We start from the raw sequence: 26,182 nt of genomic DNA on the forward strand, positions 1-26,182 counted from the left end.
AGTTGTGTAGAAATTTTAAGCCGAGGCTAGACACATAGTCTGCCAAAAGCTTAAAATTTCAAATCTCTATCAAAAGCGCTCGCGAGAAAAAGCCAAAAACGAAAGGATAAGATGAGAGTACTAACCGGCCTCCAACCCTCCGGCAAACTACACCTTGGCAACTATTTTGCCTCGATAAAGCAGATGGTTGATATGCAAGAAAAAAACGAGATGTTTATGTTTATAGCAAACTACCATGCGATGACCAGCCTTAGCGACGGCAAGGCGCTAAAGCAAAACACCTTTGACGCTGCATGTGCCTTTTTGGCGCTTGGGATCGACCCAAACAAAAGCACGTTTTGGGTGCAAAGTGACGTTAAAGACGTGCTTGAGCTTTACTGGGTGCTAAGTCAGCACACGCCTATGGGCCTACTTGAGCGCGCGCATAGTTACAAAGATAAAGTCGCAAAAGGTCTTAGCTCGCACCACGGACTCTTTAGCTATCCAGTTTTGATGGCAGCTGATATCTTGCTTTATAATGCGCAGATCGTACCCGTGGGCAAAGACCAGATCCAGCATGTAGAAATCGCTCGTGATATCGCTATTAAATTTAACAACGAGCATGGAGAAATTTTTACATTGCCTGAGGCAAAGATCGATGAAAATGTCGCCACCGTGCCTGGCACAAATGGCGAAAAGATGAGTAAAAGCTACGGCAATACAATCGACATCTTTGCCGATGCTAAAACGCTTAAAAAGCAAATTTCTAGCATCGTGACAGACGGCACACCGCTTGAAGAGCCAAAACAGTGGCAAAACTGCAACGTCTATAATATCGCCAAACTTTTCTTAGACGAGAGTGGGCAAAAAGAGCTTCAAGCTAGATATGAGCGTGGTGGCGAAGGTCATGGGCACTTTAAAGCTTATCTAAATGAGCTTATTTGGGACTATTTTAAAGATGCGAGAGAGAAATTTGAGCATTATCAAAATAACCCTGACGAAGTGTCTGGAATTTTAGAAATAGGAGCCAAAAAGGCAAGTAATGTTGCTCAAACAACGATAAAAAAAGTTCGTGAAGCGGTTGGAATTTACAGATAAGGAAAAATATGCAAAATTTATATCCCTACGCGCAGATAATTCACCTTTTTTGCGCGATTATCTTTGTTGGTTATCTATTTTTTGATGTGGTCATCTTAAGAGCGGCGAGCAAAAAGCTGCCACCAGAGCTTGCACAAAAAGCAAAGCAAGCCATCGGCTCGGTAGCTGTTAGGATCATGCCTATTTGCGTGCTACTTTTAGTTTTAACTGGTGGAATGATGATGAGTAACTGGGTAGGCAGCAAGGCTGGAGGCTACTTTGAGACAAATTTACAGATCGTTTTTATGATCAAATTTTGCTTAGCGATGGTGATCGTGGCTGCGGTGATAGTAAATTTAAGCTGCAAATTTATATTTAAGCGCCCTAGCCCACTTGGCAACATCCACCCTATCGCGCTTACGCTTGCGGTGGCGATCGTCTTGCTTGCAAAAGTTATGTTTATGGTTTAAGGATAGAATAAGGAGAGGATAATGATAAATTTAAAACTACTTGAGACAAACTACGATGAATTCGTAAAAAAACTAGAGGGCAAAAACGTTAAAGCTAGCCTATTAGACGAACTTTTGCACACTTTTAACGAGCTAAAGCAAAAGCGCAAAGCACTTGAAAATTTCCAAGCGATCCAAAACGCAAAGAGCAAAGAGCTTGGCGTAAAAGCAAGAGCTGGTGAGGACGTAAGTGAGCTTAAGAGTGAGCTAAATTTAAACAAAGCTGCCCTTGCTGACGCTGATGAGATCGTTAAACAATACGAAGAAAAGCTTGAGCAAATTTCATTTAGCGTGCCAAATATCACCGACGATGACGTGCCATTTGGCAAGGATGAGGACGATAACGTCTGCATAAAAACGGTGCTTGAGCCAACTAAATTTGACTTTAAGCCAAAGGAGCACTGGGAGCTAGGCGAGAGCCTTGGCTGGCTTGACTTTGAAAGAGGCGCAAAGCTCTCAGGATCTCGCTTTACCGTGCTTCGCGGCATGGGAGCAAGGCTTAGTAGAGCGCTTGTTAATTACATGATCGACTTTAACAGCTCGCGTGGCTTTGAGCTTGTAAATGTCCCTTATCTAGTAAGCTCAAACACACTTTTTGGCACCGGTCAGCTACCTAAATTTGAAGAGGATCTTTACAAGGTGCGTGACGAGGATCTCTACCTCATACCAACTAGCGAAGTGCCTGTGACAAATTTATACAATGACACCATCATTGAAGCCGAGCAGCTACCTATAAAGATGACTTGCTACTCAGCATGCTTCCGCCAAGAGGCAGGCTCGGCAGGGCGCGACACAAGGGGCATGATCCGCCAGCACCAGTTTGAAAAAGTAGAGCTTGTAAGCATCACAAAACCTGATCAAAGCGAGGGCGTGCTTGCTGAGATGATATCTTGTGCTAGCGACTTGCTAACTAGCCTTGGTTTGCCTCACCGCCACATGCTTCTTTGTAGCGGCGATCTAGGCTTTAGCGCGGCAAAGACAGTGGATCTTGAGGTTTGGCTACCAGGTCAAGGCAAATACCGCGAGATAAGCTCTATCTCTAATACTCGTGATTTTCAAGCAAGAAGAGCCAAAATTCGCTTTAAAGATGGCAAGAAAAATATGCTTGTAAATACCCTAAATGGCTCAAGTCTGGCAGTTGGCAGGACGCTAATAGCGATAATGGAGAACTACCAAAAAGCTGATGGCACTATCGAAATTCCAGAAGTTCTTAAAAGGTATATGTAGTGGCTGATGAAGAGGTTGTAGTTCTAAAACCACCTGGCGAGCAAGCAGAGCAAGCGCCTGAAGAGGCAAAAGCAGAGGCACCTGAAGAGATCGTCTCGCTTGAGAGCATCGCAAATGATGGCGTGCTTCAAGATGAGAGCATCCCAGAGCCAATACCTGTAAAAAAGAGCAAGAAAAAGCTCTTTATCATCATCGGCGCGGCTGCTTTGGTGCTTGTCATTTTGATCGCTGTTTTGCTAATTGTCTTATTAAAAAAAGATAAAAAAGAGGAGATAGATACTACAGCTATCGTAAAAAATATAGAAAACAACTACCAAACGCAAAATTTTGGCGCTTCAAAGATCGATGAGATGATAAACAAGGCTAACCAGCTCTATGAGCGTGGCAATAAATTTGAAGCGTTAAAAATTTATGAAAACATAGCTGTTTATAACCAGTCTCTCTCAAACTACAACCTCGGCGTTTCGCAGATGAAACAAGAAAAATGCGACGAAGCGATCATCTCGTTTAACAAAGCGATAACCGACCGCGAAAACACCGCAGTGAGCGCCATAAACGCCGCTGTTTGCTCGCTTGAGCTAAATAACACCAAAAATTTCAACTACTACATAGGGCTTGCGGACTCCTTTTTGCAGTATGAAAACAGCTCGCCACTTTACAGCTACTACTATGCGCTGGTTAATTATTACAAGGGTAATTACTATGAGGCACTGCAAGCACTCTCGCACCCTAGCACAGAGGACTATAAGAGCGAGTATGCCTACTTGAGCGCTAAAATTTTATCGCTTCTTGGCGATGATGAGAGAGCCATAGCTAAACTTGAGGGGCAAAAGGCGTTTAAGGCTGACTTTACGCTAGCGCAGCTATACGCAAGACTTGGCAAATACGACAAGGCAAGGGACTATCTAACAAAGGCTTCTAAAAACACGCCAAATATCGATCTTATCAAGATGACTGAGGCGTTAATCGATCTAAAAACGGCTGATTATGGCGATGCGGCGGCATTTATCAAAGATGTTTATGACTACAACGCCTCGATGCCAAGTAAAATTTACAAGATAAAAACCATACTAAAGCCAGATCTTTTTGACGTCAGCTTAGCTCAGGCGCACTTTAGCGACGATATGTTTTTCGATAGGACAAGACGCTATGAGACGCTATTTTATTTTGCGCCGTATAAGGTCTTTGACGCAAAACAGAGCATCGAGCAGATAAGAAAAGGCGGTGTTAGCGTCTTTTTAGACGATACCTCAGCGGCAAATGACTACCTTAGCCAAAGTGCCGCCGCCTCAAAGGTCAATGCCAAACTTAGCGAAGCCATCGCAAAGGCACTTAACTACCGCTTAAAAGAGGCAAACAAGGACTTTGAAGAGCTTGCCAAAGCCTATCCAAACCACTCTATACTGCAGTACAACCTAGCTCTTAGCTACGCTCAGCTTGGGAATTTTAGCCTTGCTGCAAAGCACTTTATAGCAAGCTACCATCAGGATGTAAATAACCACCTCTCTGGTATCTTTGGGGCTATCTGCATGGATATAAATAGAAATTTAAATCCAAAGCTAGTTGAAGAGATCGGAGAAAATTTAGAAAACGACAAGAGCCTAAAACCTGTAAATTTATACGCCTCACTTTTAAGCCTGATAAGTGGCAACCAAAGCGCGATGATAAGGTGGCTTGAAGAGCCAAAAGAGCCTACAACATTAAATTTAGCCTTTGATATCATCATCGCTAAAATCTCAAACAACGACGAGCTAATGTCAAAAAAAGCTGATGAGCTCATGAAAATTTTGCCAAATGATATCATCGCAAATATCTTAAATTTCATCTCTAAGAACAAAGATCAAAACGTCAAAGAGTATGCAAAAGCGATACAAATTTACTTCATCGATAAAAATCTCGACTCAAATGCCTTCTACCACGGCGCTGATATCATTAAAAAGCAATACATCAAGCTACTTCAGATCTCAGGCCTGCTAACAAGGGAGCGCGATAAGCTAAGAGCCGAGCTAAAGAGCGCGCCAAAAAATATAAATTTGATCCAAACTCTAGCCTACGTGGATATCTTTACAAATGACTTTGATGAGAGCTATAAGCTTTATAATGAGGTCATAGACGAGTTTAAGATAAATGACGCTGGCACGCTCTTTTTAGCCTCTGTGGCGGCCACTGGAGCGAATAAAATAACAAATGCTATCGCACTTTTAGAGCTTACAAAGCTAAATGATCCAAGTGCTGTTGAAAACAGAGCCGCCCTTGGCTTTATGTATCAGCAAATCGATAACATAAAAGCAGCTCTTATACAATACAGCAAAGTTGGAAACGTCGGATATAACAACGAATTTTATGATTTTATGATAGATAATTAGAAAATTTAAAGCTAGGTTTTTAAAAGCCTAGCTTTAGATAAAATGGCTCTAAAATTTAAATATTGGTAACTTCAAGCCTTATCTGATCTGATACTTCACTAAATTTATAAAGCAAATCACCGCACTTATACTCTATGCATCTTTCATTTATCTCATCTTTTTTATCTTTTTTAGACAAAATTTTCTTCATAACGCCAGGAAGCTCTCTTTGCAAAAGCAGTTTATAAGACATCCCCATGCCGTGAGTTAGAGACTTTATAAATTTACCATCAACCTCGCTCTCATCCTTTACCATATGAAGCGTCGCGTCAAAATTTAGCTTCTTAAGAGCCTCATAAAGCTCGGTTTTATCCTTTGCGGGGGCAGTCTCATTATCGTAAGTACAGTGATAGCTCACGTAAATTGGCTTTTTGTAGCTACTTTGAACATTTAAATGATCTAAATTTAGGATATTTCTTATCTCTTCTCTTGCGTCAATAAAATAATATGGTGATTTTTCATTAAGTGTCCAGTGGGTCTTATCAAAAAAATAAAGATATAAATTTTGATACAAAGTGTCAGTGCCAAAACAAAAATAGTTAGTAAAATCAATCTCTTTACCAAAGCCAATAAGACGCCATAAAAATATAGCGTAAGAGCTATTATCTATCACCGCATCAACTAGCCATGGAGCGATCTTAGCGCACATATGTGCCAAGTATCCACCATGTGAGCTGCCTACCATTATCACTGGCAGATGCTCAAATTTGGCACTATTTATATATTTTTTTGTATAAAGCACAGCATTTAGCACGTCCATTGCTTGCATAACGCCAAAATTTTGGTATTCATTTTTTGTTGGAACCATCGTAATGCTAGCATTTAGTCTAAAATCAGCCGGCAAAAGACCGCTCTCTTTTCGAATAGTTATCTCTTTACTAAGAAATTTAAGTAGCAAATCAACCTTCTCGTGGCAGTCGATACTTTTTAGATCGATTGGTAAATTTATACCTATGCTTGACAGCTCTCTTCTTAAGATTTCACGATCTATATCATCAAGTCCAAATTTCGCCCCAAGCTGTGGGCGGTTGCCTATACAGTGATAATCCACACTGATACACGCCACATCATAGTTCTCTGCCATGGTTTGCATGAGATGGGTTCTATATCCAGAGTCAGAGTCTGCTCCAAGACCAGGGATGATGACTAAAAGAGCTTTTGCTTCCTTGACATCGTCATAACAGGCATAAAAAGATAAAGCAGAGCTTCTTTTTATGCCAAGCTCCACATCATCACAAGATAAAATTTCGTAGCTTCCATCAACTAGCACCTTAACTCCTTTTAAATTTCGCTAAATTTCTCTACCTTTGTGAGACGTTATAAAAAAAGCTAACGATCTGTTTTGCTAGGCGCTCTTTGAAAAATGGCCAGATGTAGCTTGGCGAATAGACATTGCCCGCTTGCATGAGCGAGATATTTGTCGCTTTCTCACCGCCATCTTTTGGGCGCACTAGCACGCTTACTTGCATGTAGTAAGCATAGCTGTTTGTGCTAAAGTCGTCATCATAATCATCATAACCAAACGGGAAAAACATCGAGTAGCCAAAGCCAAAACTTGGTCTGCCAAAGCCATATCCCATGCCCATTGAAAATCTAGGATCTCTTTTGGTTGTCCTAGAAAAGCTTTGCACGTCGCCAAGGATGATGAAGTCGGCATTTTTGATATTTGGCTCATTTCTAAAGCCAGCCTTTGCAAATTCGCTTAAAATTTCAGCATTTACATCTTGTCCAGTCGCGCTATTTTTAAAATTTACATATACGCTTTTGTTTGCTTCTCCAAGCGTAAAAAAGATCGGATCACTCGTTTTTACTGAGATATTTGGCGTGCTGCTAGCACATCCGACAAAAAACACCGCCAAGACAAATAAAAAGAAATTTCTCATCTTCACTCCTATAAGAGCGATCTTATAGCACCTTCAAGCACACTTTTTGGTGTAAGACCGATAAATTTTGATCGCATCTTACCATCTTTATCAAAAAAATAGATAACTGGCACGCCCATAACGCCACCAACTGCCTTGCTGAAATAATCCACTGAGACCTTGTCGCTTGTGGTTTTAAAGGTGATGTTGTGCTCTTTTAAGATTTCGATATCCTTATCAAAGCCCTTGCTAGGTCCTAAAATGCCAATGAACTGAACCTCTTTGCCATACTCTTTTTCAAGTGCGTTTAGATCAGGGATCGCAGCCTTGCAAACTCCGCAGTCCGTGCCAAAGAAAAATAGCATATATGGCTTATCGCCAATCTTTAGGCGCTTTTCGGTTGGAAAAAACTGCGTATCGATGCCACTTGAGTCATTTAGCGTGATGTGGTGCTTCTCATACTGCTTGACGCAGCCCAAAACTAGGGCTGAGACTAGACATAAAAGTAAAAATTTATATCGCATTTGGCACCTTTGGATTTTCGATAGTGCGGATATTCTCTAGTTTGCCGTGTCTTAGATAGACGATCTTATCGCCATACTCGCCTAGATCTGGGTTGTGAGTGACTAGAAGTATCGTCTTGCCCTCTTTTCTTAGCTTACAAAATAGATCAAGTATGATCCTCTCATTTGCCTCGTCAAGGTTACCAGTTGGCTCGTCTGCTATTAAAATTTCAGGGTCGTTTATGAGCGAGCGCGCGATACAAAGGCGTTGTTGCTCGCCACCACTTAGCTGACTTGGTCTGTGCGTTAGCCTGTGAGAGAGACCAACTGCCTCAAGCGCCTTTTTAGCATCCTCTTCATCAACTGAGCTATGATAATACTGCGCTATCATCACGTTTTCAAGCGCGCTAAGATATGGCACTAGGTGAAACTGCTGAAAGACAAGCCCGATCTTTTCACGTCTAAATTTAAGCGTATCATCGGCATTTAGGTTGCTCGCATCATCGCCGCCAAGCATATATACGCCGCTACTTGGAGTATCCATTAGAGAAAGGATATTTACAAGCGTACTCTTACCACTACCGCTTGGTCCCATGACGCTGACCCACTCGCCCTTTTTAACCTCAAAACTTATATCATCAAGTGCTTTTACATCGCCAAAAATTTTACAAATATTTTTAAGTTCTAGTGCATTTTGCATATCATTCTCCTCTTAGTGTATCTGCCATTTTGTTATTAAGTGCCCGCTTAATCGGGTAAAACGCTGCGATCGCTGCAAAAAGAAGTGATATGACCACAGCTACTGGGATGCTTAGAATTCTAAAATCAATACTAGAATCAAATATCGCATAACCTAAAATTTGAGCTAGTAGATAACCTAAAAACGCTCCAACTAACGCTGAAATGAGCGCTGTCACAAATGTTTCAAAGCCAAATAGTCTTAGCACGTCTTTTTTGCTCGCGCCTATGGCTCTAAGAAGTGCGATCTCCTTTGAGCGAGAAAGCAAGATAGCACTAAGTGTTGTATTTACGCACATTGAAGTAATGAGTAAGATGACAAGGCTGACAAGCGCCATTAGAAGTTTGATCTTTTCTAAGATGTAGCCCTCAGACTTTGAGACCTTTGCCACTGGTTTTGCGACTATTTCATCGTTGCTTATAGTTTTTGCAAGCGATGTTATCTCGTCAAAATTTCCAAGCACAACAGCTTCTGCATAGTTTATCTTGCCAACTTTGTTTGAAATTTTTTGAGCCAAAGATAGCGACGTGATCAAAAGAGCGTCCTCTTTATCGCCACTTGCCACTACACCTTTTATCTTTACATTTATGCTCTCGTTTGAGCCAATGGCACGAATTTCTATATCATCGCCTGCTTTAAAGCCAGCTTGACGAGCAAGATCGACGCCTATTAGAACGTTTTTATCGTCAAAATCGACATTTATCATAGTTCCATCTCTAACATCCAAAAACGGCTTAACCTTTTTTAGATTGCTAAATTTTGTCCCCATGACGATGGCGTTTGTTGGGCCGATATTTGCCTGAGCAAAGAGATAACCGCTCTCGCCTAAAAGCTTATCTTTTGGCACTTTAGCGATCATTTCATTATAAGTTTTTTCACTCATATCATCACTTGTCGCCATATCTTTTGGAGCAAAGATCATATTTGCACCATAAGTTTTTAGCTCGCGTGAGACCTTTGAGTCGATGTCCAAATAGACATTGACAAATGCCGCGCACACGCACGCTCCAAGTAAGATCGAGATGACGATGACCATAACCCTTGATGAGCCATTTTTTAGGCTTTTGTAGATCAGGTTGTAAAAGAATTTGCTATTTGCGGTCATATAGCACCTCCGCAGGTAGTAAATTTATGACGTTTCTCATTGGCATTAGCGAGCCAACGACTGAGATGAGCAAGGCAAATGCCACGCTAATTGGCAGCACGATCCATGCTATGCCTATGCCGTGAGAGAAGATGATGTAAGACATCACGTAGCTTAGCGCGTATCCTAAAAATGCTCCCGTGATGCCTGCAAAAAAGGCAACCACAAGGCTCTCGCTAGCAAAAAGGGCGTAAATTTCAAAGTTACTTGCGCCTATGGCTTTTAAAAGGCCGATCTCCTTTTTGCGGCGGTAAATTTCACTTGTCATTAGCGACGTTATGCCAATAGCTGAGACCACAAGGGCGATGATACTAACGATACCCATTAGGCTTTGAATTTTCTTTACGATATTACTCTCAGCGTCGCTTACTTGAAGGCTTGCTTTTGCGCTAACGTTTGGTAAATTTTCTTCTATCTGAAATGCGATAGATCCTGCATAGGCCGAGCAGTACCATTTATCGTACTCTGCGCTATCAAGGTTGTCTAAATTTCTTCTTGCCTTTAGCGATAGGTCATTTTCTGGGATCGTCATAGCTGAGACTTCAGCCTTTGTGTATGAGCCAGCGTGACCTGAGAGATCACCAGCAAGTTTGAGCGAGCCTATTAGCTTATGTGTCTCGTCGCTTGCCCCTTTTAAGATGCCAACCACGCTAACCTCTTTTGTGCCGTTTTTGCCCACAAGGCTAAGCTTGTCGCCGACTTTTAAATTTTTAGCCTTTGCAAGCTCATCTCCTACTAAAATTTCATCCATGCTTTCATCTTTTGGCCAAGCGCCCTCAACACCCCAAAATCCATACAAGCTCTTAACGCCTGTGCTAAATTCTGGCTCGTCTTTTAGTCCGATATTTTTATCAAAATATGTCCCCTCAAAGCTAAACTCATCGCCCTTAGCGTCTTTTACCTTTGCCTCTAAAAATGGAGCAAAAGCGACGATGTTATTTCGCCAAAAGATCTCTTTTATCTTGTAGATATCAGCCTCTGGGAGTAAATTTTGTGATTTTAGTGGGGTGAAATTTTTACCCTCGATCTCGATGCTCAGGCTCTCACCGCGTGGCAAAACGACGATATTTGAGCCATATCCTCTAAGCTCGCTTGCCACTTGATCGCCGATTTTTAGCGTGATATTTAGCATGCAAGCTATCAAAAGAGCAGCTAGTAAGATGGTGATAAACGCCATCGTCTTTTGCACCTTTGAGCCAGTGATCGAGCTTTTTATCATTCTTAGTTGCATATTTTTCATTTTAACGTTCCATTTGTTTCTACATATTTTTCTGGATTTGCTTCAAATTTCGCCTGAGTTTCGTTGCTCTCAAAGAAGTATGTGCGTCCGTAGTATAAATATGATCTTGAATCAAGATTGCTCACCTTTTTGCGACTAACTGGGTCAAGCACCATCTTTTCGACGACCTTGCTAAAGTAGTTTGCCCCTGCGACGATCGTTTTATAATCAACTATGATATTTTTACCATCAAAGGTAAATGCCATAGGGATCGGGTTACAACCGCCCTCTTTACCAACTGACGGCAAGAAAATTCTGACATTACAAGAGATGCAGATAAGGTCGTTTCCTTTCTTGATATAGCCCATGTCGCCGCAGATCATGCACGAGTCAAAGACGATGACTGGAGATGGGCGGTCACTAAAACGGTTTAGCAAGAAAAATCTTATCTGTTTGCCCTCATCTGTGATGTAGGCAAATCTGTGAAGTTCATTATCTTTTAACATATCAACATCAAATATAAATTTATCTCCCACTGGCTCAACCAAGATCGGCTCTGAAATTTGAGGTGGGCGAGATGCGTAAAGATCAAAATAAAGTGAAAATCCAAGCGCTATTAAAACGCTACAAAATGCAAATTTTGCATTGTCAAAGACATTTTCCCTAATAGCTTTTGTAAAGCGGTATTTGATAGAGCCAAACGTGCTCTTATCGATACTTTTTGGCATAAAGCAAAGCGCGATGATACATAAAAGTAGGATCACTACTATGTAAAAATAGGCACTAAATTCTGTGACGTAGATGCCTTTTGCGCTGATAGATAAAATTTGAGAATTTAGCTCGCTACTTATCTTTAAAGCGCCTGCACGCAAAAGCTCAAGTGCAGTTTGTGAGCTTCTATCAACTAGTAAAAATACTAATGTGATAAGAGCTAAAATTTTAGCTATTGATGATGGTATGCTTGCTTTTAAATTTGAAATGAAGAAAAATAAAAATAGTATCAAGATCATCGCAAAGATCATCAAAAAGAAGCTTATGACTGAAAGCGTGTCAAGCAGTTCGCCACCAAATAACGGGAACAAAGCGCTACTTGAGCTATAGCCAAAGCCAAAGCCGATGCCTAAAATAGAAAACGTTACGATTTTTGCTATCTTAAGCTCGAAAAATATCCATAAAATGCTAATTAGTAAAAAAACTAGTGTCACAGAATCTATGAAAATTTTAAACTGATCATCAACAAGCGCATGACGAGCAGCTTTAAAGATAAGCACACCAGCAACAACGCCAAGAAATGACGGTAAAAAGATCGTTTTTAAACTTTTGCCATTGTTATTTAAGGCAGCAAAAAGCGTAAATCCAAGGAGGGCTAAAAAGACCTGATAGAAGTAAATTGACATAACTAAACCCTATGAGAATTTTTAAAAAGGGGCGAGAACGCCCCAAAGTGATTATTTAACAGGACCACCTGTCCATTGAAATTTATAAGTTGTTGTGAAAGGCTCAAACCATTTACCAACACCAGTCTCTTTGTCAGCGTGGCGACCAAAGCCTTGTTTTTCTGGATTGTCGATGTGGAATTTAAGCTCATAGTTACCAACGCCTGTATCCATTTTTACGTTAGCACCGTAGTGTGGGCCATCGCTTGCAACCATTGGCATAAATGTACCTTTTTTAGTTTTACCATTATCAAGGTTTTTTAGCTCATAGTTGATCTTTAGGTATGGGATCCACTCGCCTTCGCCAAAGCCGTTTTTGTTGCCTTTTACAGCGTGGATGTCAGCTTCTAAGTGAAGATCAGCCAAGCTTGGAGCTAGATCAACGCCTTTTGGCTCCATGTCGATTGGCTCAAGATAAACAGCAGCTATCTCCATACCATTAGCCTCTACAGGCTCGCCGATTGGGTGCTCTCCAGCAAGTGCAAAACCAGCTGCTAGACTAAGTGCTAGAGCTGAACTAAGAATTTTATTCATTTCCTCTCCTTTTAATAAGATTAGTTTTTATTTTGTTTTGATTTCATGATAACGATACCTATAATTAGGGCAAGCACCATAATGATTTGAGGTATTAAACTCTCGTAATATGGCATAAGTCCTAGCCAGTCTCTCATCCAGTCAGGAAAATTTAGTCCTTTTATGATAGTTGGGATGAAAATTTTGCCCTCAACTAGCTCGCCAACGCCCTTGCCAACAAAGACGATCGACATGTAAAAGATGATAGCTGATGTAAATATAAAAAATGGCTTAATAGGAATTTTAATAGCGAAAATTTTAAATAAGAAATAGACTATCAAAAGAACGATAAGACCTACAACAAAGCCAGCTGCGATCATTAAGTAGCCAGCTGAGTCTTTTGCATCAAAGATAAGCGCTTGATAAAATAGCACTGTCTCAGCGCCCTCTCTAAATACCGCTAAAAATACAGTCCACCAAAGCGCTGTGCTTGAGCCACTTGAGATAGACTCAGATACGTGAGATTTGATATAGTCGTTCCATTTTTTAGCGCCAGCATTTGAAAGAAGCCAGAAGCCAACATAAAATAGAAGTCCCACAGCAACAAGCATCGTGATGCCTTCCATAAGCTCTCTTTTTTGACCTGCTGCCTCGCCAAAGATGACGTTCATTATCCAAGCCATGACAAAGCTTAAGATGACAGCTACGCCAACTGAGCTATATACAACCTTGCCCATAGCTTTTGCATTGCCAGTTTTTACAAGATATGCAACGACGGCTGCAACGATAATAAGAGCTTCAAAACCCTCTCTTAAGATGATAGTTAGCGCCCAGATAAATAGCGTCCAAGGTGAGCTTGAACCGCTAGTTTTCTCAAGTGCAGCTGCTAGCTGAGATGACATCTTGCTTGCACTCTCTTCAAGTGTTTTTTCGTCTGCACCTGATTTCATAAGGGCTACAAGGTTACCAAATGTAGCTTCGATAGCTGTTTTTAAATTTACATCTATCGCACCTACTTTGTTCTCCATACCGCTACCTTCAAACTCATCAAAGTAGATGTCTTGGATATCGCCCATAGCTTTAGCGCTATTGCCACCTTTGTAAAGCGCGATGGCTGCTTGAATTTTGTCATTTATGTTTTTAACAGTTTGAGTGTAGTCTGTGCCACTATCTTCGCTGCTATCGCTAGATGCTGCACTACTCATATCAACTTTTGCTAGTTTTACTGTTTCAGCTGGAAGTTTTGCAACGGCATCATAAGCTAACTTTTTGATCTCTTCTAGCTTTACTTTAAAGTCATCTTTGCTTATGCCATTTGTGATGCCACTGATCGCTTCACCCATCTTTCTTTGGATGTCAGCATCTATGCTTTTGCCATTTTCTATATATTGACGAACAGCGATTTCAAGTTGAGTATTTCTATAATCATTAAATTTAGCATCTTGGATAGAATTTTTAGCATCATCTTGTTTATCGCCCTCGTAGCTTGCTATAGCTTTATCAAGAGTTGCTGATAAATTTTCAAATGCTACCTTCCACTCAGGGATAAATTTAGAAGTGTCATAGCCACTTGCAGCAGCTTGTACTGGGCTATCTGAGTACTCACCAACAAGCTTATGTCCATTTAAAATAACTGGCAAAACTTCAGCGATTTCGCTATTTATCTGATCTATTCTTTTTTGCACATCATCTGGTGCTTCGCCAGCTTTTATCGCCTTTCTGATCTCGCCAAACTGCTTCTCCATAGAGTAAGCTTTTTTCTGACCTAAATTTATTCTGATGCCAGCTTCGACATCTTCAAACAGACCAAAATAAGCATTTTGAGTATCGCTAACTGCTTGCTCGACGTTGCCAGCTCTATACTCTGTTATTACTTTTTGTAATGACTCTTTTATCTGAGCTGCGACTTGTGTGTAGTCGTCATTTTTTGCTACAAGCCAGATAGGCAGTAGCATGATAAGCATAAATTTAAAAAATTTATTCATTAATTAAACCACCTGTGAGATTATTTTAAAGTGAAATATTACCAATGCTTTACTTTGATTAAAATAAAAACGATTATCATAAAAGAATGTAAATTGAAAGTATAAATAATATTTTTTACAAATAAATAATTAAATTTACGTAAATTTAGGGCTTTAGAAGATTATATCAAAATTTCATATCGAGATAAAAAAGTTATATATTTTTGATAATTTCAATAGATAAGAAAAATTATTGATGAAATTTTAGATTATAAAAATCATAAAAATAATTTAAATTTTATAAATTTAAAAGGAGAGCAAGCGCCCTCCTTAGTGTTATTATACGTTTAGTCCTGTATTTCTTAGCATAACGCGTTTGCGATATACATTTGAAACCTCAGCAGCATCGCCAACTAAAAGCGCGTTTGTAGAACAGATAGCCGCACACATAGGCACTTTGCCCTCAGCCATTCTGTTTTGACCGTAAAGCTCTCTCTCCTCGTGTGAGTTAGTTGGCTCTGGACCGCCTGCGCACATAGTGCATTTATCCATTACGCCTTTTACGCCAAATGCCCCGTCTTTAGGGAACTGCGGCGCACCAAATGGACAAGCATATAAGCAGTATCCACAGCCTATGCACTTGTGTTTATCATGAAGCACGATGCCATCAGCTCTAATGTAGAAGCAATCAACTGGACAAACTTGCTCGCAAGGTGCGTCAGTGCAGTGCTGGCATGCGATAGTAGTTGAGACCTCTTTGCCCTCGATACCATCGTGAAGCGTGATAACTTTTCTTCTATAAATTCCTACTGGAAGCTCGTGAGCAGAAGAGCAAGCGACTTGACATCCATAGCAGCTGATACATCTATTAGTATCTACAAAAAATTTCATTCTTGCCATTTTTCTCTCCTTACTCTTTACCTAAGGCGTCTCTTTCGCCATACTCGTGATAAAACGATGTTTTAAAGGCATTCTCCTCAGCTTTTTCTATGCGGCAAAGACCTGCGTTAAATTCTGAAATTTGAGTAACAGGGTCAAATCCGTAGTTAGTAACTGTGTTAAAGCTCTCGCCGATAACATAAGGCTTAGTGCCCTCTGGGTAGCGAGCTGAGAGATCGACACCTTGCATAACACCAGCGAAGTTGTAAGGCATACAAATTCTATCTGGAGTGACCATATAGCTGTGGTAGCATCTTACTTTGATCTTCGTGCCTTGCGGGCTGTGGATCCACATCATATCTCGATCTTTTATGCCGTATTTTAAAGCAAGCTCAGGGTGAACGTTAGCAAACATCTCAGGTGTGATAGCTGAGAGGTATTTACTTGTTCTTTCTATCATTCCCGCACCACTTAAATTTACGACGCGTTGCGTGCTAAATACGATAGGAAACTCTTTTGACCAGTCTTTTGCTTGTTGCTCTGACTTAAATTTAGTAGAAACACGGAAATTTCTAGCTTGATCATCAAATGTCGGATACTTTTGGACAAGATCCCAGCGTGGTGAGTGGATAGGCTCTCTATGTTTTGGGATAGGATCAAGAAATTCCCAAACGATAGCTCTAGCCCTTGCGTTACCATACGGCACGACCCCTTTTTCACGGCATTTTTCTAAGATGATACCGCTGTAATCCATGCTCCAGCTTGGTCCGATCTTAGCTTTCTCTTCTTCTGTTAGAGTGATGCCTAGGACTTTTTCTATATTATCTTTTGTGATTTGTGGGTAGCCACCTTTTATAGCTGAGCCAACAAGCGTGCTCTCTTCGCTAGCTAGCTGACTAACACCGTTATGCTCTAGACCAAAGCGGTTTCTAAAGCCAGAGCCACCCTCTGCATAAGGCTTACTCATATCATAAAGTATCGGCGTGCCAGGGTGTTTTTCATCCCATGCTGGCCATGGCTTGCCGTAATACTCGCCTTTTACCTCGCCGCCAAGACCTATTAGCGTATCTGGGTCAAATTTATCCCAGTTTGCTTGGTGACGTCTAAACATCTCAGCAGTTCTGCCGCCATAACCGATAGAATTTCCAACCCTTGCTATCTCATTTGTCGCATCATCTGGCCATACAAAGTCATCTTTTACTTGTTTTAGCTCTCTATCTACGACAGCCATCTTCATGCCTTTTACGTACTCATCATAAAAGCCAAATTTCTTAGCAAATGCAAACATAACTTCGTGATCGCCCTTGCTCTCATAAAGTGGATCAACGACTTTTGTTCTCCACTGACCTGAGCGGTTTGTAGCGTTTAGGTGACCTTCGTTTTCAAAGGCAGTTGCCACTGGCAAGATATAAACGCCATCTTTTCTATCTGAAAGGATAGAAATTTCATTTACAAATGGCTCAGCAACTACGATCATATCTAGTTTTGAAGCTGCTTCTTGAATTTTAGCTAGGTGCGCCATAGATGTTAGACCAGTTCCTTGAACCCAAAGAACTCTTAATGCTCCACTGCTAAATGTATTTTCCTCTTTTAAGACGCCTTGCCACCATTTTGAAAGTGACCAGCCTTTTTCATTTCTCCAGTTTCTATCCTCTGGATTTTTAGGATCGTGGTAGTAATACTCTTCAAAAACAGTGTTTTTAACTGGTGTGCCGCCTTGTTTTGGCTCTTTAGTTGAGACTGCAAAGCGTTTGATAAACTCATCATAATCAACGCCCCAGCCTTGGCAGTAGTACTTCCAAGCTGCGTCAGTTAGTCCGTAATACATCGGCAAGCTATCTGAGAGGTTACACATATCGGTTGAACCTTGAACGTTGTCGTGACCACGGATGATGTTACAGCCGCCACCTGGTTTGCCCATGTTGCCTAGGATTAGTTGAAGGATAGGTAAAATTCTCGTATTTGAGCTACCAACTGAGTGCTGAGTGATACCAAGCGCCCAGATCACCGTGCCTGGCTTTGTATGAGCTAGGATATTTGCAGCCTCTATCAGCTTATCAACTGGCACGCCTGTAACGTCAGATGTGACCTCTGGTGTCCAGTGCTCAGCCTCTTTTGCTATCTCGTCGATACCATAAGTTCTATTTTTTATAAATTCTTTATCTTCCCAGCCATTTTTTAAGATGATGTGGATAAGGCCATAAACAAGTGCTATATCAGTGCCTGATCTTTGTCTTAGATAAAGGTCAGCGTGTGCGGCTGATTTTGTAAAATTTGGATCAGCTACGATCACTTTTGCGTTGTTTCTATCTTTTGCTTGCAAAGTGTGCTTCATGCCGCCAACTGGGTTTGCCACAGCTGGATTTGCACCTATTATAAATATACATTTTGAATTTGCAGCCATATCTCCAAAGTGGTTTGTCATCGCGCCATAACCCCAAGTATTCGCCACACCGGCGACTGTTGCGCTATGTCAAATTCTTGCTACGTGGTCGTTGCTGTTTGTGCCCCAAAACGCAGCAAATTTTCTAAAGTAATATGCTTGCTCGTTGTTAAATTTCGCAGATCCTAAGAATATAACGCTATCAGGACCATCTTCTTTGCGGATCTGAAGCATCTTATCGCCGATCTCATTTACAGCTTGATCCCATGAAATTCTCTGCCATTTGCCATCAACCTTTTTCATAGGATATTTGATGCGTTGTTTGCTGTGTGTAAGGTCGATCTGATCGATACCTTTTGAGCAGTGTGAGCCTTGAGATATCGGGTGAAACATCGCCATATCTTGACGAACCCAAACACCATCTTGTACCTCAGCCTCGATACCACAGCCTGCTGAGCATATAGAACAAATAGTTCTAACCTTTTTTGAGCCAGGGAAAGGATCTTTTATCTCCTCTGCGCTAGCGTGTCTTATCGTATCATTTTGTCCAAAAGCCATTGTGGTGCCAGCACCTAGTGCGGCTAGCTTTAAAAATGAACGTCTTCCTATACGTGCATCACTCATGGTTTTCTCCCTTAGTATGCGATTTTATAGTAGGTTTCCCAGTTTTTGCTTTTTTTATAAAGCACCTCTTTTTTGTTTGACTTGCCTACGACAACGCCATTGTCATCAGGAGCCAAGTCATCACTAGTCACTTTCGCTACGGCTGAGACTGCGAGTACTCCGCCGGCAGCACCGACTTTTAGAGATTTTTTGAGAAAATCTCTTCTTGATCCTTGCATTTTTTCTCCTTATGCCTCAAAAATTTTTGAGAAATTTGGTTCAATAATATGTAAAATTTGCATATTTAGAATTTCTAAAATATCGCAAATAGCCTATTTAAGGGCATTTTAGCGCCCTAAAGTTAAACTATGTAAATTTAGCATATTTCTAAGTTAAGCAAAGTAAATATAAAAGTTTAATTAAGAATGTTAAGTATTTATTAAAAATATAGTTAAATATACTTTAAATTTATAAAATTTATTTGTAGTAGAAATTCTAGGGAGAGCTCCCTAGAAAATGTTATTTTAGATCGCTTTTATTTACGATAAATGGCACTGATCTAACGCCAGCTGCAAAGTATTTTTTGCGCAGATTGTCGATCTTTGCGACATCATCTTTGCTAACGCTCTTATCATCTACATTGTAGTCTTCAGCGTAGTATTTTCTTAAAATTTTAACCTTATCACTGTCACTCTTAGCAGATTTTGCATCTTTGTAGATTAGTGAGCTTTTTTGAAGTGATGAGATGTCATGCACTGGAGTTAGGACGATCTCAACGTTGCTATCTTTTAGTGTTGTCTCGATCTTTGCTAGCTCAGCTCTGCAGTATGGGCACTCTGGGTCTGAAAACATTATGATAGTTGGCTTTTTAGGGTCGCTACCAAGAACGATGATGTTTGCCTTGTCTTCATCTTTATAAATTTTAGAAATTCCCTTTGCGATGACCTCTTTTTTCACTTCAGCTAGGTATGATTTTTGCTCTTTTAGATCGATCACGTCTGGGAAGATGAAGTCACCTTTTGTAAAAACAATCTCATCTTGTGAGTTGCCATCTTTGCTTAGTTTTACCACGACAGCTTCGATATCGCCTGCCACTTTGTGACGATCGGCTACCTTTACTTTTACGCTGCTATCAACCATTTGAGAGTAGAAGTCCTCTATTTGCTTATCGCTTGCTGCCATTAGGCTAGTTGCCGCGATGACTGAGGCTAAGATCACTTTTTTCATTTTTATCCTTTTTAAAAATTTGGCGGATTATATTTGCTTTTTGTAAATGAATACTAACTGCGAAAAACTCTATCATTTCCTTGCTTCATTATGTCACTCTCAAGATCGAGCTGCTCGAGGTAGGCGATTACATATTTTCTACTTAAATTTAGCGCATCCTTCGCGTTTGTGACATTTACAAAGCCTTGATTTTTTATGATCTCTCTTAGTTTATCAAGTGCCATTTTTAGTGAATTTCTAGTGATGAAAAGGTTATGCTCCAGCCTTATGACCCTGCCCATTGCAGTAAGTTTTTTAAGGGCATTGTCGCCACTAACTCTATCGATCTCTAAATCATCATATATATTATATGGCGCCGTTGGGGCTAGCTTGCCACTTTCTAAAATTTCATAAATTTTCTCTTCAAGCCTAACTTTTAGTTTGCTAAGATCAACGCCTTTTTTGGTATAGACACCGCTATCTTTGGCGATCAAATTTGCACTTTCAAGTTCATCAAGCGCTTTTTGGGCTAAATTTTGGCTAGCCCAAGCAAGTTTTAGGCTGATACTTTGAGCTGAAAAGACAGCGAATTCATTCTTTTCTATCATAAATTTAATGGCTGATTTTATCCGCTCAACCGCGCTTAGATCGTAGATATTTAAAGCCTTTTCATCGACAAAGACGTTTGAGACTTTTTTGGCCACGGCTACAGCTTCTTCGTGATTTAGACCAAATCTTTGGTAAGAAGAGATGATGCCAAAGCCATTTTTGTGAGCTTCTTTTAAGATAGAAAAAGCTTCAACAAAATCATGCTTTAAAAGCGAGGCTAAAAAGAGAATTTTACCAGCCTTTTTTAGTGGCTCAAGCACAGGGTTTAGCACTCTACCACCGCCTATCACGCGCGCATCTGAGATGAGAACAAAGGCCTCGTCAAATTTCAAAAACATATCGCTTTGAAATTTAAAGCTCACAAAGTAGCTATCATCTTTTTGGCTTAGTATTAGCACCTTTGCAGGCACGTTTTTAGCGCCCACGCAAAATGTCACGCTTTGAGAGTGGATGAGATTTTTAGCAGTTACGACCGCATCAACCTCTCTAAATCCCCTAAAAAAGCCCTTTTTGCTAAGTAGCTGACCCTTTTTTAGCTCGCTAAGCTCTATGCCAGTTAGATTAAGCGCCACGCGGCTGCTAACTCCGGCGCTATCAACGAATTTATCGTGGCTTTGCACGCTTCTTACTAGCACCTCTTTGCCAGCGTCGTAGTTAAAAAGCTTCTCGTTTTTACTAACGCTTCCCTCTATAACGGTGCCAGTTACGACATTTCCGATACCTTTTAGGCTAAACACCCTATCGATGTAGTATCTAAAAACGCCCTCCTCATCGCGCTTTTTGGCTCTTAGCGTAAAGAGGTAGTTTCTAAGCTCATCGATGCTCGCCTTATCCTTTATGCTAACGGCGAAAATTTCTAAAATTTGCAGGTTTTTAAATTTAGAAATTTCATCTCTTATCTCTTTTTTTCTTAAATTTATGGTGGCCTCATCCACGAGATCGCACTTTGTAAGCGCTACGATTATAGATTTCACGCCAAGAAGATTTAAAATTTCAAGGTGCTCCAAGCTTTGAGGCATAAGCCCGTCATTTGCCGCCACCACAAACAAGCACGCGTCAAAGCCATACGCGCCACTTATCATCGTTTTTATGAGATTTTCATGCCCTGGCACATCGATAAATGCGATATTCTCATCATTTTTACTTAAATTTGAAAAGCTTAGATCGATCGTTATGCCACGCTTTTTCTCCTCTTCAAGATTGTCCCCCTCAAAGCCGTTTAGCTCCTTTATAAGCGCGGTTTTTCCGTGGTCGATATGCCCTGCTGTTCCTATTATTAAACTCATTTTTCTTCCGTTTCATTTATGATTTTTATTAGCGTCTCTGCGTCATCATCAAGAAGCGATCTAAGATCTAGCATAAATTTATCGTTTTCTATGCGTCCGATCACCTTTTTTTGCCTAAATTTTAGCTCGTTTAAATTTGCGTCGCCACCAAATGCCAAAGCCACACTTGGGATCTTTTTATTTGGCATCGCCCCACCTCCTACAAAGGTTTGTGTGTGCACTATTTCAAGCGGAGTTTTTAGGCTTTTATTTATAAAATTTGCTAAGCCTTCAAGCTCTTTTACGCTTTTGTGAAGCAGTTTTTGCGTTGTTATTAGCTCAAATTCTTTGTTTAGATAGGCTTTCATGCTCTCAGCTAAAAGCGAGATGATCACTTTATCTACGCGAAGCATCCTTAAAAGCTGGTTTTTTCTAAGCTTTGCGATGAGCTCTTTTTTGCCGACTATGATGCCACACTGCACCGCGCCAAGCAGCTTATCACCGCTAAAGCTAACTAGCGAAACATCTTTTAAATTTTTTAGATCTGGCTCGTTTTTGTCAAGATTAAATGGTAAATTTCCGTAAAATCCACTGCCAAGATCAAAATAATCTATCAAATTTTGCCTGCTTGCTAGCTCGCTTAGCTCATTTGCCGTAGTCTCTTCGCTAAAGCCAACGATGTCAAAATTTGATCTATGAACCTTTACAAGCATCGCTGTCTCATCGCTGATCGCCTCTTCGTAGTCTCTTAGCCTAGTTTTGTTCGTAGTGCCGACCTCTTTTAAGACACAACCTGCATTTGCCATCACCTCAGGCACTCTAAAACTGCCGCCGATCTCGACTAGCTCGCCTCTACTAACGACCACTTCTCTGCCCTTTGCAAAGGTATTTAGCACTAAAAATACAGCGCTTGCGTTGTTATTTACAACGATGGCGTCTTCAAAGCCAAAGGCCCTTGCTATTAGCGAGCCAACGTAGTCATATCTGTTGCCACGGCTGCCTGTTTTTAGGTTGTACTCTAAGTTTGAGTACCCTGTGATAACAGGCGTCGCCCGCTTTAAAATTTCTTTATCGATAACGCTTCTAGCGAGGTTTGTATGTATGGTGACACCGGTTAAATTTAGCACTCTTTGAAGGCTAGCTTCATTAAATTTATAGTACTCATCTAGGATCAAATTTATTATCTCTTCGCTCTCAAAGCTTGCATTTTCATTTAAAATTTTAGCTCTAACTTCATCTAAAATTTGCCTTGCAAGCATAGTGACTAAACTCGTATCAAACCCCAAAAATGCTTCGTTTTTTATGATCTTATCAACTTGTGGGATATTTCTTAAATCGTTCAATTTGCGCTCCTAGTAAGTTAGTTTTACCAAGGCGTGATTTTAACATAAAAATATTATAAATTAAAACTTAGAGCAAAAAGGAGGATATAAATTTCAGAGTCTATTAATCCCATTAATATTAGAATAAGCCCGTTTTTGATAATAGGAGAAACAATGAAAGAATTTGGCTTTTATAACGATTTTGACGATGCTTTGATGCTAAATGAGCAGATAGAGATCAACAACGAAAATGGCGACTATCTAGTCTCAAACTCTCCAAAGCTAAAAGCAAACATCATCGCACCTGAGATAAATTTCTACCTTAAAAATACCACCGCAAGCGTCTTAGAAAAAGCCAAAAACACACTTTTGCTATACGAGGCAAGAGCGAGCGCCTTTGACATGGCAAAGGATGTGGATTACGAAAAAGAGGTCGGCAAAAATGTTGTCATAGTAAGCAACTCAGGCCGCGAGGAGCTAGCAAATTTACTAAAAGAAAATAGCTACAAAGTGATCGAGCTCACGCACTTTGAGGTTAAATTTATATATGGCGCAGCTGGTGAGCTAAGCGTTTTGGTGCTTAGAGCTGATGATGAGTTTGAGGTTGATTGCGACTTTTTCTTAGTTGAAAACGCAAGGGATTATATGCTAAAGCAAAGCGGCTGCTATGAAATTTCAGGGCTAAAAGATGAAAAAGTGCTTGAAATTTTAAACGCAAAAAGCCCAAAATTTAGATACAAAAGCTTTACTCAATACGACTCATCAATCTGCCAGTATCACGAGCGCAGGACTGAAATTTGCGGTCGTTGCGCCGAGGTTTGCCCAACGGTTGCTATCTTAAAAGAGGACGAGACAAAGCACCTTGTCTTTTCAGCGATAGATTGCACAAACTGCGGAAACTGCATCAGCGTCTGCCCTAGCGGCTCACTAGACTCAACGCTCATGCCACAAAGCTCGTTTGCCACTATCGCTAAGCTTTACAAAGATAAGATCGCTCTCATCGTATCTGAAGAGATAAATTTAGAAGAGCTTAACGTGAGTCTACCGCAAAATGTCCTACCTTTTGTCATCCTAGCCCCACATCTGCTAAGCCAAACGCACTTTTTGACGCTTCTTCAAGAAAGTGGCGCGAGTGTGATTTTATATAGCAAGAGCCTTGGCAAGGGCGAAAAGGACGCCATTAGCATCTTAAATCAAATTTATGAGCTTAAATTTAAAGAGCAAGCGATACACCACGCAAAAGACAAGGCTGAGCTTGAAATCGCACTTAAAAAAGCTAAACTAATAGCTGGCTCTCAGCACTCAATTAACGAATATGCGCTACCAAAGAGAGAAATTTTTGCCAAAAGGCTTGAGTTTATCGTGGGTGGTGATGATCTTGGCGTGGTAAAAAGTGGCGAGATGATAAGATATGGCGAGGTTGCGATAAACGCTGAAACTTGCACGCTCTGCCTTAGCTGTGTTGGCGCTTGTAACGTAAGCGCCTTGGTGGCTGATAAGAAGACAAATTCGATTTTATTTAACCCAAGCGTCTGTACCGCCTGTGGCTACTGCGAGCTAAGCTGCGCTGAGAAAAACACTATCTCACTTGAGGTTGGCAAGCTAGCACTTAAGCCTGAGAGCTTCGTTTATAGCGAGCTTGCACATGATGAGCTTTTTGCTTGCGTGGAGTGCGGAAAAGAGTTTGCGACTAAAAAGGCGGTCGAGAAGATCGCAGCGATCATGCAGCCAAGATTTGGTAACGACAGAGCCAAGATCAAGTCACTTTACTGCTGTGCTGACTGCAAGGCAAAGATCATGGTGCAAGCCCAACTAAACGCGATGAGAGAGGATTTATTAAATGGATAAGAACATCACAAAAGCAAGGGCATATTTTTACGAATTTTTAGCTTATCCGCTATTTTTTCACACGAGCGATGAGAAATTTGCAAGGTGGAGAGAGCAGCTAAGCTACCTAGCACAAAATCCTTTGAGCGAGCAGAGCGCAGAGGCATTTGCAAATTTAGAAGAATTTAGCTTTAAAGAGCTTGTAAATGAGCAAAATGAGGTTCTTTTTGGCTTTACAAATATCCCTTTAAGCGCCTCTTTTTATGAAGAGGGCAGAGACAACGGCGCGGCTAGACTTAGGGTGATACACTGCCTAAACCTTAGCCCATATAGGCGTGATAAGGAGCTTTGCAAAGACAGCGAGGACTACGTTGGCTTTATATTTTTAGCGATGGCTACGTTTTTAAATGACGAATTTAACGATGCAAAAAATATCAGCGACAAGCTCTTTAGCGAGACTTTAAATTTATTTGTAGATGAGTTTGGCTCGCTACTTTTAGCTCATAAAAATGCAAATTTCTTTCGCTCTTACGCGATCATCTTAAAAGACTTCATCGAGCTTGAAAGAGCCGTTTTAAGCGTAGAGGCACCAGCTAAGCCACAAGGCGATAGCGTCGCTATGGCAGCGCTTAAAAAAGAGCCATTTCAAAGCAAGATGCCAACTATTAAAACCAAGCTTCACTGGGAGGAATTTTCTCCAGTCATCTCACACGAGTTTAAAGACTAGCTTAAATTTACTCTTAGCCTAGCTAGGAGTAAATTTAACATCCGCTTAGATCTCACAACTATTCTTGATATTTTTTAACTATCTTAGCCCTTTGGTAGTAAATTTCTTTAAATTTTTACAAAGGATTTACAATGGTAATGACACACTACATGGAGCTTTTATCGCTCGATCAACCTTACAATCTAATCCTCTACATGGTGATACCTATGGGGCTTGCGGAGCTTTTAGTGGCGATGGAGTTTTTTACGATGTATCACATGGATAGCGGCAAAAATGCTGTCTTTAAGGCCGTTAGCAAATTTGTTGGCATAGTGCTTGGGGTCTATTTTACAGCTCTTGTGATCTACTTTTTAGCAAAAATTTATCCAACCATAAAATGGCGTGGATATGCCGATGTCATCGCTATCTACTCATATCTCATAGGCGTCATCCCACTTCTTGGCATCGCGCTTTTAGAGCTAAATTTGATCTATAAAAATGCAAGCCAAAAGGCAAAGCTAAAGCTTCATTTTTGCCTGCTCATATTTTTCTTGATCGTCGGACACGTCGCTATGATATTTGGTATGGTTGATCCTACCATAACAGGCTATAAGGCTGAAAACGGTGCGATGGATATGCAGATGAAAATGCCAATGAACATGCCAGAAGGTATGCCAATGCATGATCACCACAATATGATGATGCAAAATATGAGTGATGATAACTCAACTAATATGCACATGCATCACTAAATTTAAAGGCTTTTTAGCGCCTGCTAAAAAACCTTTGCTCTAAATTTCTAAAT

Annotated in this window: 22 protein-coding genes and 1 pseudogene; 7 read left to right on the plus strand and 16 right to left on the minus strand. The window is 40.6% G+C overall.

The genetic code is table 11. From position 1 onward, the window contains the following. Positions 1–111: 111 nt before the first annotated feature. Genes trpS through CVT07_RS08420 form a run of 4 tightly spaced genes read left to right on the plus strand, consistent with a single transcriptional unit; the run spans position 112 to position 5,158 of the window. The gene (trpS, locus tag CVT07_RS08405; protein ID WP_107936579.1) at positions 112–1,077 is read left to right on the plus strand and encodes a tryptophan--tRNA ligase; all 966 of its coding nucleotides are present in this window, start codon (positions 112–114) and stop codon (positions 1,075–1,077) included. Positions 1,078–1,085: 8 nt separating this feature from the next. Continuing rightward, positions 1,086–1,526 (plus strand): copper resistance protein CopD, encoded by a 441-nt coding sequence (locus CVT07_RS08410; RefSeq protein WP_107936577.1) that lies wholly within the window; start codon positions 1,086–1,088, stop codon positions 1,524–1,526. Positions 1,527–1,547: 21 nt separating this feature from the next. Continuing rightward, positions 1,548–2,792, plus strand: coding sequence for a serine--tRNA ligase (gene serS / locus CVT07_RS08415; protein ID WP_107936575.1), 1,245 nt, complete (start codon positions 1,548–1,550; stop codon positions 2,790–2,792). Beyond that, entirely contained in the window at positions 2,792–5,158 is a 2,367-nt protein-coding gene (locus CVT07_RS08420) for a tetratricopeptide repeat protein (RefSeq protein WP_107936573.1), read from the plus strand. Before serS ends, CVT07_RS08420 begins: the two co-directional genes overlap by 1 nt. Positions 5,159–5,213: 55 nt before the next feature. Here CVT07_RS08420 and CVT07_RS08425 read toward each other — a convergent pair whose 3' ends face one another. From CVT07_RS08425 to selA, 16 genes and pseudogenes are all read right to left on the minus strand, one after another. Further along, positions 5,214–6,467, minus strand: a complete 1,254-nt coding sequence (locus CVT07_RS08425; RefSeq protein WP_107936571.1) for a DUF2920 family protein — start codon at positions 6,465–6,467, stop codon at positions 5,214–5,216. Between the two features lie 31 nt (positions 6,468–6,498). Then, entirely contained in the window at positions 6,499–7,080 is a 582-nt protein-coding gene (locus CVT07_RS08430; RefSeq protein WP_021084571.1) for a hypothetical protein, read from the minus strand. Between the two features lie 8 nt (positions 7,081–7,088). Continuing rightward, positions 7,089–7,583 carry a TlpA family protein disulfide reductase gene (locus CVT07_RS08435; protein ID WP_103598594.1) on the minus strand — a complete coding sequence of 165 codons (495 nt, stop codon included), beginning with the start codon at positions 7,581–7,583 and terminating at the stop codon, positions 7,089–7,091. Then, a complete protein-coding gene (locus tag CVT07_RS08440; protein ID WP_009294897.1) occupies positions 7,573–8,262 on the minus strand; it encodes an ABC transporter ATP-binding protein in 690 nt (229 codons plus the stop codon). The genes CVT07_RS08435 and CVT07_RS08440 overlap by 11 nt, the downstream gene beginning before the upstream one ends. A gap of 1 nt (position 8,263) precedes the next feature. Next, positions 8,264–9,406 carry an ABC transporter permease gene (locus CVT07_RS08445; protein ID WP_103579060.1) on the minus strand — a complete coding sequence of 381 codons (1,143 nt, stop codon included), beginning with the start codon at positions 9,404–9,406 and terminating at the stop codon, positions 8,264–8,266. Further along, on the minus strand, positions 9,393–10,685 hold the full coding sequence (locus CVT07_RS08450; RefSeq protein ID WP_107936569.1) for an ABC transporter permease: 1,293 nt from the start codon (positions 10,683–10,685) through the stop codon (positions 9,393–9,395). The genes CVT07_RS08445 and CVT07_RS08450 overlap by 14 nt, the downstream gene beginning before the upstream one ends. Continuing rightward, positions 10,682–12,061, minus strand: a complete 1,380-nt coding sequence (locus CVT07_RS08455; RefSeq protein WP_103607794.1) for a Fe-S-containing protein — start codon at positions 12,059–12,061, stop codon at positions 10,682–10,684. Before CVT07_RS08455 ends, CVT07_RS08450 begins: the two co-directional genes overlap by 4 nt. 51 nt (positions 12,062–12,112) lie before the next feature. Continuing rightward, positions 12,113–12,634, minus strand: a complete 522-nt coding sequence (locus CVT07_RS08460; RefSeq protein WP_009294901.1) for an iron transporter — start codon at positions 12,632–12,634, stop codon at positions 12,113–12,115. Positions 12,635–12,654: 20 nt separating this feature from the next. Then, positions 12,655–14,598 (minus strand): FTR1 family protein, encoded by a 1,944-nt coding sequence (locus CVT07_RS08465; RefSeq protein WP_107936567.1) that lies wholly within the window; start codon positions 14,596–14,598, stop codon positions 12,655–12,657. A gap of 318 nt (positions 14,599–14,916) precedes the next feature. Further along, positions 14,917–15,477 carry a formate dehydrogenase FDH3 subunit beta gene (gene fdh3B / locus CVT07_RS08470; RefSeq protein WP_009294903.1) on the minus strand — a complete coding sequence of 187 codons (561 nt, stop codon included), beginning with the start codon at positions 15,475–15,477 and terminating at the stop codon, positions 14,917–14,919. A 10-nt stretch (positions 15,478–15,487) separates the two neighbouring features. Continuing rightward, a complete protein-coding gene (locus tag CVT07_RS08475) occupies positions 15,488–18,220 on the minus strand; it encodes a formate dehydrogenase subunit alpha (protein ID WP_430748118.1) in 2,733 nt (910 codons plus the stop codon). After that, a pseudogene (locus CVT07_RS10215) lies at positions 18,203–18,463 on the minus strand (hypothetical protein); the annotation flags it as partial. The gene CVT07_RS08475 and the pseudogene CVT07_RS10215, both read right to left, overlap by 18 nt. 11 nt (positions 18,464–18,474) lie before the next feature. Continuing rightward, entirely contained in the window at positions 18,475–18,681 is a 207-nt protein-coding gene (locus tag CVT07_RS08485) for a twin-arginine translocation signal domain-containing protein (RefSeq protein ID WP_009294906.1), read from the minus strand. Between the two features lie 280 nt (positions 18,682–18,961). Then, on the minus strand, positions 18,962–19,669 hold the full coding sequence (locus CVT07_RS08490; protein WP_107936563.1) for a thioredoxin domain-containing protein: 708 nt from the start codon (positions 19,667–19,669) through the stop codon (positions 18,962–18,964). Positions 19,670–19,722: 53 nt separating this feature from the next. Then, positions 19,723–21,543 (minus strand): selenocysteine-specific translation elongation factor, encoded by a 1,821-nt coding sequence (gene selB, locus CVT07_RS08495; RefSeq protein WP_107936561.1) that lies wholly within the window; start codon positions 21,541–21,543, stop codon positions 19,723–19,725. Next, a complete protein-coding gene (gene selA / locus CVT07_RS08500) occupies positions 21,540–22,865 on the minus strand; it encodes an L-seryl-tRNA(Sec) selenium transferase (RefSeq protein ID WP_107936559.1) in 1,326 nt (441 codons plus the stop codon). The genes selB and selA overlap by 4 nt, the downstream gene beginning before the upstream one ends. Positions 22,866–23,018: 153 nt before the next feature. On the opposite strand from selA, the gene CVT07_RS08505 reads away from it, so the two are divergent. The 3 genes from CVT07_RS08505 (at position 23,019) to CVT07_RS08515 (ending at position 26,129) form a co-directional block, all read left to right on the plus strand. After that, on the plus strand, positions 23,019–24,692 hold the full coding sequence (locus tag CVT07_RS08505) for a 4Fe-4S dicluster domain-containing protein (protein ID WP_103630798.1): 1,674 nt from the start codon (positions 23,019–23,021) through the stop codon (positions 24,690–24,692). Continuing rightward, positions 24,685–25,398: a TorD/DmsD family molecular chaperone gene (locus tag CVT07_RS08510; protein WP_107936557.1), complete on the plus strand. Its 714-nt coding sequence runs from the start codon at positions 24,685–24,687 to the stop codon at positions 25,396–25,398. Before CVT07_RS08505 ends, CVT07_RS08510 begins: the two co-directional genes overlap by 8 nt. Before the next feature lie 131 nt (positions 25,399–25,529). Beyond that, entirely contained in the window at positions 25,530–26,129 is a 600-nt protein-coding gene (locus CVT07_RS08515) for a DUF6803 family protein (protein WP_107936555.1), read from the plus strand. Positions 26,130–26,182: the final 53 nt, after the last annotated feature.

This window comes from Campylobacter concisus (assembly GCF_003048875.2).
Taxonomy (GTDB): Bacteria; Campylobacterota; Campylobacteria; order Campylobacterales; family Campylobacteraceae; genus Campylobacter_A; species Campylobacter_A concisus_AU.

Bases quoted from the DNA above. Each gene is read 5' to 3' on its own strand.
- trpS (WP_107936579.1), top strand. From the start codon at position 112: ATGAGAGTACTAACCGGCCTCCAACCCTCCGGCAAACTACACCTTGGC.
- CVT07_RS08410 (WP_107936577.1), top strand. From the start codon at position 1,086: ATGCAAAATTTATATCCCTACGCGCAGATAATTCACCTTTTTTGCGCG.
- serS (WP_107936575.1), top strand. From the start codon at position 1,548: ATGATAAATTTAAAACTACTTGAGACAAACTACGATGAATTCGTAAAA.
- CVT07_RS08430 (WP_021084571.1), bottom strand. From the start codon at position 7,080: ATGAGAAATTTCTTTTTATTTGTCTTGGCGGTGTTTTTTGTCGGATGT.
- CVT07_RS08435 (WP_103598594.1), bottom strand. From the start codon at position 7,583: ATGCGATATAAATTTTTACTTTTATGTCTAGTCTCAGCCCTAGTTTTG.
- CVT07_RS08440 (WP_009294897.1), bottom strand. From the start codon at position 8,262: ATGCAAAATGCACTAGAACTTAAAAATATTTGTAAAATTTTTGGCGAT.
- CVT07_RS08445 (WP_103579060.1), bottom strand. From the start codon at position 9,406: ATGACCGCAAATAGCAAATTCTTTTACAACCTGATCTACAAAAGCCTA.
- CVT07_RS08450 (WP_107936569.1), bottom strand. From the start codon at position 10,685: ATGAAAAATATGCAACTAAGAATGATAAAAAGCTCGATCACTGGCTCA.
- CVT07_RS08455 (WP_103607794.1), bottom strand. From the start codon at position 12,061: ATGTCAATTTACTTCTATCAGGTCTTTTTAGCCCTCCTTGGATTTACG.
- CVT07_RS08460 (WP_009294901.1), bottom strand. From the start codon at position 12,634: ATGAATAAAATTCTTAGTTCAGCTCTAGCACTTAGTCTAGCAGCTGGT.
- CVT07_RS08465 (WP_107936567.1), bottom strand. From the start codon at position 14,598: ATGAATAAATTTTTTAAATTTATGCTTATCATGCTACTGCCTATCTGG.
- fdh3B (WP_009294903.1), bottom strand. From the start codon at position 15,477: ATGGCAAGAATGAAATTTTTTGTAGATACTAATAGATGTATCAGCTGC.
- CVT07_RS08485 (WP_009294906.1), bottom strand. From the start codon at position 18,681: ATGCAAGGATCAAGAAGAGATTTTCTCAAAAAATCTCTAAAAGTCGGT.
- CVT07_RS08490 (WP_107936563.1), bottom strand. From the start codon at position 19,669: ATGAAAAAAGTGATCTTAGCCTCAGTCATCGCGGCAACTAGCCTAATG.
- selB (WP_107936561.1), bottom strand. From the start codon at position 21,543: ATGAGTTTAATAATAGGAACAGCAGGGCATATCGACCACGGAAAAACC.
- CVT07_RS08505 (WP_103630798.1), top strand. From the start codon at position 23,019: ATGAAAGAATTTGGCTTTTATAACGATTTTGACGATGCTTTGATGCTA.
- CVT07_RS08510 (WP_107936557.1), top strand. From the start codon at position 24,685: ATGGATAAGAACATCACAAAAGCAAGGGCATATTTTTACGAATTTTTA.
- CVT07_RS08515 (WP_107936555.1), top strand. From the start codon at position 25,530: ATGGTAATGACACACTACATGGAGCTTTTATCGCTCGATCAACCTTAC.